Here is an 8531-nt window from a genome sequence, read left to right as displayed (position 1 = left end):
TTGGCGGTACGCGGGCAGCGGGAACGTCGCCCGTCGTGAACACTTCGTCTTCGCCAACGGCTTCGGTGGAATCCGGCATTACGAAGTGAAGCCGCATGTGATAGCTCTTCGAAGCCCGCATCCCTGCAACCAACAAATCGACGGGCCCAACCGAAGACGCAGCTTTCGCGGAAGTCCTGAACCCGTAATTCGTGTCCGGCCCGAACTCGGCGAACATCGAGGCCCCTGCGGGAATGACCGATGAGAGCCTGGCAACGAGTGGATGGGTAGTCGCCTGAGGAGTGCCAGTTGCGGCGGCAAAGAGTGACTGCGGGCCTGAACTTCCTCCGCCCGGAGCAGGATTCGAAACACTGAGAGACAGGATCGAAGAGCTTGCACTCGTCGCTGCTGGGACTGATACCCGTAAATGCGAGGCATCGACGTAAGTCGTATTTACGGATTGACCGTTCACTGCGACGCTGCTCTGCGGAGTAAATCCGCTCCCAGTAATCACGACCACCGAAGACGAAACAGCCGATATTGCGGCTGGTGAAAGCTGTGCTACCTGCGGCACTGGATTGGCGACGGTAATGGTTGAGCTTGCCGTAGGAGAAGCAGTGCCGGAGAAGTTGCCCAGACGTCCCGAGATTATGACTGGAGCCGTCGGAGGAATTAAAGGGGCTGTGTATGTACCCCGACCGTCGATCAGTCCTCTCGTAGTATCTCCTCCCACGACGCCATTTACGGTCCAGGTGACTGCACCGACGAACGGCGAGGAGAAGCTCACACTTTGTCCAGTCATGAGCGTGGCGCTTGAGGGACTCAGGCTGAGAGTCACCTGCGAGGTACTCGGAAGGCCTTGATCCTGTCCTGGCGGCGTGGCAGCTTTTTGAACTGGGGCTCCGCACCCGATACACATCGAAGCCAAGGCGAAGCCCCCAACTATAATAATCTTGCAGCTATTACTCAGCGAATTGTCCACGTAGAGTTTCCTACTTCAGCTATTACCGCGGCGTAGGAATGCGCCTGCGCTTGAGTTCCGTTACCGGCCTACCTGTTTAACTTCCTTGTGTGCCCCTGATTTTCGTGGTAGCACGATACTGTGGCTGGTGAAACCAATCCGTTGTCCGTTTTGGGAATCGTGGGCTGGAGGAGCAGTTTGCGGAAATTCACTGATCATTCACTGTTATTCACTGTTCCAAAAATCGACTTTGGGAATTTTGGGCAGAATTCGATAACATCCGCGTTGCTTCAATATTCACTGATAAATTCGCTGATACATTCACTGTTAATTCGCTGTTCCTGCGCATAACAGCGAAATAACAGCGTATTCCACTGATTCGCTACCGCCGACGTTCTGTTAATTCGCCATTCGCTACCACACCCCATCAGCCGCAACGGCGGCGTCCGCCGCCATCCCAGATTGCGAAAATGCGGCGCAATCCGGGAACCCTGGTGCTGGGGGCCCCGGCGCAAACGGTTCTGTTAGACGGCGGCATAGCTATACGCCTGCACGCTCGAGTTTCGTTCTAACGCCACGCGCTCCATATCTGCGTCGACCATCATGCCTACCAGCTCTTCGAGGCTGGTGAGGGGTCTCCAGCCGAGTTTCTGTCTGGCCTTGGAGGCGTCGCCCTGGAGGACGTCGACCTCGGCGGGGCGGTTGAATTTGGGATCTATGGTTACGAACTTCTCGTAGTTGAGTCCGACACGGGCGAAGGCCAGGCGGCAGAATTCGCGGACGCTGGTGGTGCGGCCGGTGGCGATGACGAAGTCTTCGGGCTCGGGTTGCTGGAGGATGCGCCACATGGCGTCGACGTAGTCGCCGGCGAACCCCCAGTCGCGCTGGGCTTCGAGGTTGCCGAGCTTGAGTTCCTTCTGGATTCCCTGCTTGATTCGGGCCACGCCGTCGGTGATCTTGCGGGTGACGAACTCGATGCCGCGCAACGGCGACTCATGATTGAACAGGATGCCGCTGGAGGCGTGCATGCCGAAGCTTTCGCGGTAGTTGACGGTGCTCCAGTGGGCGTAGAGCTTGGCTACGCCGTAGGGGCTGCGCGGGTAAAACGGCGTCTTTTCGTTCTGGATGGGCTGCTGGACCTTGCCGAACATCTCGCTGGTCGAGGCCTGGTAGTAGCGCGTCTTGGAATTGGTGAGGCGGATGGCTTCGAGCAGGTTGACGGCGCCGAGTCCGGTGACGTAGCCGGTGAGCACGGGCTGCATCCAGGAGGTGGCGACGAAGCTTTGCGCGCCGAGGTTGTAGACCTCGTCCACCGGGAAGTGCGAGAGGCCGCGAATGAGCGACGACTGGTCGGTGAGGTCACCCTCGACGTACTCGACATCGTCGTGGATGCCGAGATAGCGCAGGCGCCACGTCGTGTCGGACGAGCGCCGTGCCAGCAGTCCGTAAACTTTGTAGCCCTTCTCGAGGAGGAGCTTGGAAAGATAGGCTCCGTCTTGTCCGGTGACGCCGGTAACGAATGCAGCTTTGCTCATGCTCATGCGGTCTGATACTCCCAACTGTGGATTGTGTCCTGTAACGTTTGCTCGATGGAGTAGGACGGCTGCCATCCTGTGTGGCGGCAGAGCTTGGAGGCGTCGCCGACGACGCGGCGCTGCTCCAATGGCCGGAACTTTGCGGGATTGATCTTGATCTCGGCGTCGACTTCGGCGAGCTCGAGCATCTTTTCGAGCAGCGACCGAATCGAGCGCTCTGTGCCGGAGCAGATGTTGTACGTTTCTCCGGCGTGACCGTCCTGCAGCAGCAGGAGGTAGGCGCGGACGACGTCGCGAACGTCGAGGAAATCGCGGGTGACGTCGAGGTCGCCGGCTTCGATCACGGCGGGCCTGGCGCCGTGCTTGATGGCGGCGATTTGCTTGGCGAATCCTGAGATAACGAAGTCCTCCCGCTGGCCTGGTCCTACGTGATTGAATGGCCGAGCAATCATTGTTTCAAAGCCTGCGGTCTGGTTCCACTGGAAACATAGGGCCTCGGCAGCTACTTTGCTTACCGCATAGGGGTTCCTCGGCCTGGGCGGCTGCGCTTCGGTAATCGGCAGCAGTTCGGGAGCGACTGAGCCGTATGCGTCTCCGGTGCTGACGAGCAGGAAACGGCCGGCGAATCCGATCTTCTTTAGCGCCGCGAGCAGGTTGTAGGTGCCGAGGAAGTTGATCTCGAAGGTTTCGAGTGGATCGTCGAACGACCGCGGCACGAATGTCTGAGCGGCGAGATGCAGGACCGCGTCGGGCCGGATCTGGTCGATGGCATCGTTGGTGTCGCGCACATTTCGCAGATCGACTTCCTTCCCATTCAGGGACAGAGGAATGCAGCGCGCTTCTTGCCGAACGAAGCCACCTACGAATCCCGACGCTCCTGTTAGCAGGAGCTTTTGATTGCTGGCGCTAGACTCTGCCAACCGTTAGCCCCTTGCGGTTCCATTTCAGCAGCGACTGAAGTCGGGAGAGCTGGGTCGCGCGATCGGGATCGAGTTGAATGCGGCTGAACGCCTCGGCTACGAGCGAGGATACGCAGCCGATCATCAATCCGCAGATCGCGCAGAGAGCGATGATGAGCAGGCGCTTCGGGCTCGACTTCCTATCCGGCTCGGTCGCTTGATCCAGTACTTGAATCACTGCGGCTTCGCGCGATTCGTCGATCTTGGCGGCTTCGTACTGCTTGGCCAGCAGTTCGAAGATGGTTTCGTAGTACTTCACGTCGCGGTATTTGCGGACGAACTCGAGACCGGCGCCTGGGATTTTGCCAGTGCCCACTATCGGGTCGCCTTCTCCACCTTGTTGTCCTTCGAGTTTGCGCAGTTGTTCGCGGAGGCCGACTACCTGCTCCTGCACCAGGATGCGCTGCGGGTTTTGCTCGGTGGCGAACGAGCGCATGGCCTGGAGTTGGACTTCCTTGGCGGCGACCTGGGCGCGCAGGTTCCCGATGGCCTCGATGACGGCCTTGGCCTGGCTATCGAGCTGGAACATGCCCGTCTTCTGCTGCGTTTCTTTGAGCGCGACTTCGGCGTTGCTGAGGTCTTCCTTGGCCTGCTGCACCTGCTGCTCGAAGAAGAGGCGGCGTTGTGAGGCTTCACTGATGGCGAGGTGCTGTGTGACTTTGCGAAGCTCGTTGACGTAGGCGTTGGCCATAGCGGCGGCGCGCTTGGGATCTTTGTCCTCGACCGAGATGCTGATCAGTCCTTCTTTCTCGGAGACGATGTCGCTGTAGCCGGCGAGATCCTTGCGCGCGTCCGACGCACGTTTGTCGCGATAGGCATGCATGAGCTCGAATTGGGAAAGCAGCGCGTCCTGTATAGTGCGGCTCTTGAGGATGCCGATGTAGATGTCGCTGGGATTCTTGATCCCGAGGCTGCTGCCGGCGATCGCGGCCAGTGGTCCCATGCCTCCGCCGGCGAGCTGATTGAGCAACATGGTCGACGCAGATTGCGACTGCTGTGGCGGCAAGATCTTCGTGGTCGCCGTGTAACGGTTCGGCAGCAGCAGGGAGACGATAGCCGCGAGGACGGCGCTGCACACCATCACTCCCAGGATGAGGCGCTTGCGCTTCGCGAGGACGATGAGCAGATCGAGAAGATCGATCTCATCCTCCTGTAGCTGCACTCGCCTGGGGCGCGGCTCGACCATGCTCGACGTGTTCGGCTCGTCGAGCAAAGGGTCGTGATGGATTTGCGTGGTTTCCATTGTGAGCTGCTGAGTCTACCGGCCAGCCAAGCCTTACTTGCTTAGCACCTGGATCGATGCCGCCCCAAGAGCGAGTTGCGAGAAGATCTGCGTCCAATCGCGAAACGCGGTCACTGCGCTGCCGGTGTGGATCTTCTGCGGCATAACAATACTGTCACCGGGCATCAGCTTCATCGATCCGAAGTTGCCGAAGAACATGGAGCTATGCATTTGCTTGCTCTCGACTGAGCCGTCGGCGCGAACCACAAAAAGACGCTTCTGGTCGGCATCCCGCGTGCCGCCTCCAGCTAAGCCAAGGTAGTCGTTCAGACTGTGACCATCCTTATATATAAAGGAGTTTTGGTTGTACACCGCTCCCAGCACGTCGACGGTCTCGGGCCTGGCCGGAATTGCGTATTTGTCGCCGTCTTCGAGCGGCAGCTCTGGAATGCTCTCAATGCTGTTGTCGCTGGGCCTAAGTCCTAACACGATACGGCCAGTCGCCTGCGTCTGACGCAACTTGGTCAGCACGTTCTGCTGTGCCGCAAGCTGCTGCTGAAAGGCCATCTGTTCTTCCTGATTTCCCTTCCCACCCGTGGCGGCTCTATTACGCAGCTCCTTGTCGAACTCTTCGGTGACACGCTCAAGTTCTTTCTGTTGCGCGGTCCGCGTGGACTCGCGGCGGAAGTCAGAGGCGAAGAGGTAGGCATTCTGCGTTAGACCCCCAGCGCGCTCTACTACATCGCGCAGAGTCTCCCCTTTCTGCACGCGATAAACACCAGCGCGCTTCACCTCGCCCTCCAGCCACACGAACTTGGTCCGTTTGTCGACTGGAACCGCGAGATCATTCTGGGAAAAAATAGTGATCACGTCGCCGGCCACGAGTTGCAGGTTGTCCTCTGAGTGGCAGTCGGCGATTGCGTGGCCGAGGTTAAAAGGAACTAAGTGGGCGGTGAGATCTTCGTGGTTTAACCGTTGAACCACGGCGTAATCCCAATTCACTTCCGCGGCGTTACGCATGAACGTGGTGCGTCGATCCAAAGTATTGTTCGACCAGCTAATCGGAGTCAGAGCCAGTGCGTTCTGACGCATCCAATAATCGCGTTTGATGATCGCATCGCGCGAAGGCACAAGATCGCAGAGGTGCATACTATCGCGCCATGGATAGCGTCCAGGCTGCGCGACATTCCCTCGCAATGTCACGGCATTCTCGAAACGTGGCGACACAGAGAAGACACGTAGTATGTCGCCGTCGCGCAGTTCGCGACTCGCGCCCTGTTTATCAAGCGCGAAATCATCTACCCTGCGGGTTGTGCGGTTCTCGATGCGCTCGAGGACAGCGCGGCTGCTGTCGGCGGTAGTGTTGAGGCCTCCAGCGATCTCAAGCTCCTCGGCAACGGTGGTCTTGTCGCGAATTTCATAGATCGCCGGCATGTTGACGCTGCCCGCGATGGCGACGAGCTGTCCAACGGGCGGAATGTAGATCACATCTCCGGGCAATAAAGCCACATCTTTGGATTTATCGCCATTGAGAAGCAGGTCATACAGATCGAACTCGGAGACAACCTGGTTCTTGCGCTTGAGCTGGATGTGGCGCATCGAGCCGGTGTTGTCGGGTCCGCCCGAGGCAAACAACGCGTTCACCAGCGTGCTAAGGGAGCTGACCGTATAGGTGCCAGGATGCTTTGCCTGCCCAACTACAAACACCGCGATCGAACGGAGCTGACCAAGATTCACGTTCAAGTCGAAGTTCTTGAAGATTCGTCCTACGGCAGTCTTTAGATATGGATTTACCTGCTCGTACTTGAGTCCCGCAACGGTTACGCTGCCAACTCTCGGCAAGTAAATCTGACCATTACGATCCACAACGACGCGCGCGTCGAGATCGATTTGTCCCCAAGCGCGAATTAGAAGTTCGTCGCCGGGGCCTACCACGTAGTCTGCAGGGACCGGAATGCGATCAACCGGCGCGAAGGTGCTGGGCACATTTTCAAACAGGTTGCGTCCGTAAATTGGAAGGCGCTGGCCGGTCGAGCTATAAACGAACTTCTGAAACTCCGTTGGCTCTTCGCGAACCGATTGTTGTTTCCGCGGCGGATATGTAAGCGACAGGTCCAGTGGTTCGTCGCTATTGCCGGAAAATTCGTGCTCGCGATCACGCTGAAAATCTTCAGAATGATCGCCAGGAATTCGGTATGTCGGAACGTTTTGATAGGTGCGATCGTACCGGCCACCCTCGTCGGTACGCCCGTTTGCACGTGATGTCGAACTCCGATCGTACTTGGAGCCTTGATCTTGCTGCGCAGAAGGATCGTACAGATCCGTATCGTCCATTCCGTTATTTGTGTCGGGCGGCTGTGAGCCGTTCACGCAGTTTGGCCCTTCACACTGGCTGGTGCTGCCGGAGGGTACACGCAGAGTTGTCTGCGCAACCGCACTACCGGGGAATACGAGCGACATTAACAACAATTGTTTCAGAATCATAAAAAAGCCTTGCTTTGTTTCTCTGTAAAGTCTTTTCAATGTCCGACTAGCGATCCAGGGTTTCCGACCAACGACGGCGGCTCAAGCGCGCCGCGGAGGAGATTAAGCCAAAAGCCGGAATAGGTTGAACTCGCTTCACTCGCACTCGCGAATGGCAACTCGCGGCCCACGAAGAGTTGATACAGGCTAGAGTGAAAGACAACGGTGCCGAGAAAGGCCAAGGTTCCCATATGTGGATCGACACCGCAAATGGCACCGCGCCTCGCGCAGCGAGTCAAATAAGCGCTGATTGAATCAAAAATAGCGCCTAAGTGTTTGCGATAGATTTCATCGCTGCGTGGAAGCTCCAGTGCGGACACGTAAAGGACGCGCATGAGCTCCGGCTGTTCCCAAATAAGGTCCACCACAAACTGGAAAACCCGAGGCAGGACCTCAGCAGGATCGTCTTCACCGCCAAGCGCGCTTTGGAGTTCGCGGCTGAGTTTAATTCGAGACAAGCGCGCCTCGAGCGCTGCCCAGAATAGCTCCTTTTTTGTTCCGTAATATCGGAACAGCGTGGTTTCGTTTACACCGGCAAGTTGCGCGATCTCGCGGGTGCTGGTTCCGCTGAATCCCTGGCGCGCAAACAACTGCACAGCGGCTTCGAGGATCCGAACCTCGGTCACACTTTTCTGCTGATTTTTGGGGGCGATCATGGCGCTTTCAGGCCAGCTTGTGGCGGGCAAACGTGGGAACAGGTTCGACATTGTCAGCGTCAACTTCGACGGCAAGACTTTTCATAATCAGGTCAAGAGAAAGAACAACGCGGAGGAATCCTTTTTTTCGCAGTAGCACGCCCTCCATGCCTTCTAGCGACCCACTCTTGATGCGAACTCGATCACCGATCACGAGGTAGGGATGCGGTTCGCACTTTACCAACGGGAGAGAGGAACGGAGTGCTTCAATCTCTGGCTCGGGCAGCGGCACTGGCTTTCCCGCAGCGCTGACCAGAGAGAGCACTCCGGGTACCTCAAGCACGCGCACTCGCTCAAGGGAACGTATCCGAACAAAGATGTAGCTGGGAAAAAGCGGCAGTTGCAGGTCCATCCTGCAGCCGTTCTTCCAGAGGCGCTGAGTGCGATAGAGAGGCAGGAAGGACTCGATCTTCCTCAGCGCGAAGTGCTCAGCGATGGCTTTTTCGTGGCGTGAAGTCGTATAAACCGCAAACCATTGGGAAACAACCTCTGATTCTGCATGGGCGGACAGGGGAATGATTGACATCTCGGTTCGACTCAGCTTTGCGATTTTAGACAAAGCTTCGCTATCGTCACTTAGGACGTGCTTCTTGAAACTGCGCGATTGATTGGCTTACCAAAGGACTTCGCCGAAAAAAATTTTCGGTGCGGCGAGGG

At 57.5% G+C, this 8531-nt stretch carries 7 protein-coding genes; all 7 read right to left on the bottom strand.

All coding sequences use genetic code 11. The annotated features are described in order from the left end of the window. On the bottom strand, positions 1–961 hold a 961-nt coding region (locus tag DMG62_22590), incomplete at its 3' end, for a hypothetical protein (protein PYY20672.1). A gap of 503 nt (positions 962–1464) precedes the next feature. After that, positions 1465–2475, bottom strand: a complete 1011-nt coding sequence (locus tag DMG62_22585; GenBank protein PYY20673.1) for a GDP-mannose 4,6-dehydratase — start codon at positions 2473–2475, stop codon at positions 1465–1467. 2 nt (positions 2476–2477) lie between these two features. Further along, complete coding sequence (locus DMG62_22580) at positions 2478–3395, bottom strand: NAD-dependent dehydratase (protein PYY20671.1); 918 nt, start codon at positions 3393–3395, stop codon at positions 2478–2480. Then, positions 3382–4677 carry a chain length determinant family protein gene (locus DMG62_22575; protein PYY20670.1) on the bottom strand — a complete coding sequence of 432 codons (1296 nt, stop codon included), beginning with the start codon at positions 4675–4677 and terminating at the stop codon, positions 3382–3384. The genes DMG62_22580 and DMG62_22575 overlap by 14 nt, the downstream gene beginning before the upstream one ends. Positions 4678–4710: 33 nt before the next feature. Further along, the gene (locus tag DMG62_22570; GenBank protein PYY20669.1) at positions 4711–7140 is read right to left on the bottom strand and encodes a sugar transporter; all 2430 of its coding nucleotides are present in this window, start codon (positions 7138–7140) and stop codon (positions 4711–4713) included. Between the two features lie 35 nt (positions 7141–7175). Continuing rightward, positions 7176–7886, bottom strand: coding sequence for a hypothetical protein (locus DMG62_22565; GenBank protein ID PYY20668.1), 711 nt, complete (start codon positions 7884–7886; stop codon positions 7176–7178). Next, on the bottom strand, positions 7843–8400 hold the full coding sequence (locus DMG62_22560; protein ID PYY20667.1) for an antitermination protein NusG: 558 nt from the start codon (positions 8398–8400) through the stop codon (positions 7843–7845). The genes DMG62_22565 and DMG62_22560 overlap by 44 nt, the downstream gene beginning before the upstream one ends. Positions 8401–8531: the final 131 nt, after the last annotated feature.

Source organism: Acidobacteriota bacterium, from assembly GCA_003225175.1.
GTDB lineage: Bacteria > Acidobacteriota > Terriglobia > Terriglobales > Acidobacteriaceae > Gp1-AA112.
The sequence above is the reverse complement of the archived record's forward strand: the minus strand, read 5'-3'. Positions and strand labels throughout refer to the sequence as shown.

Coding starts and splice junctions, on each gene's coding strand:
- DMG62_22570 (PYY20669.1), bottom strand. CDS start 7,140: ATGATTCTGAAACAATTGTTGTTAATGTCGCTCGTATTCCCCGGTAGT.
- DMG62_22575 (PYY20670.1), bottom strand. CDS start 4,677: ATGGAAACCACGCAAATCCATCACGACCCTTTGCTCGACGAGCCGAAC.
- DMG62_22560 (PYY20667.1), bottom strand. CDS start 8,400: ATGTCAATCATTCCCCTGTCCGCCCATGCAGAATCAGAGGTTGTTTCC.
- DMG62_22565 (PYY20668.1), bottom strand. CDS start 7,886: ATGTCGAACCTGTTCCCACGTTTGCCCGCCACAAGCTGGCCTGAAAGC.
- DMG62_22585 (PYY20673.1), bottom strand. CDS start 2,475: ATGAGCAAAGCTGCATTCGTTACCGGCGTCACCGGACAAGACGGAGCC.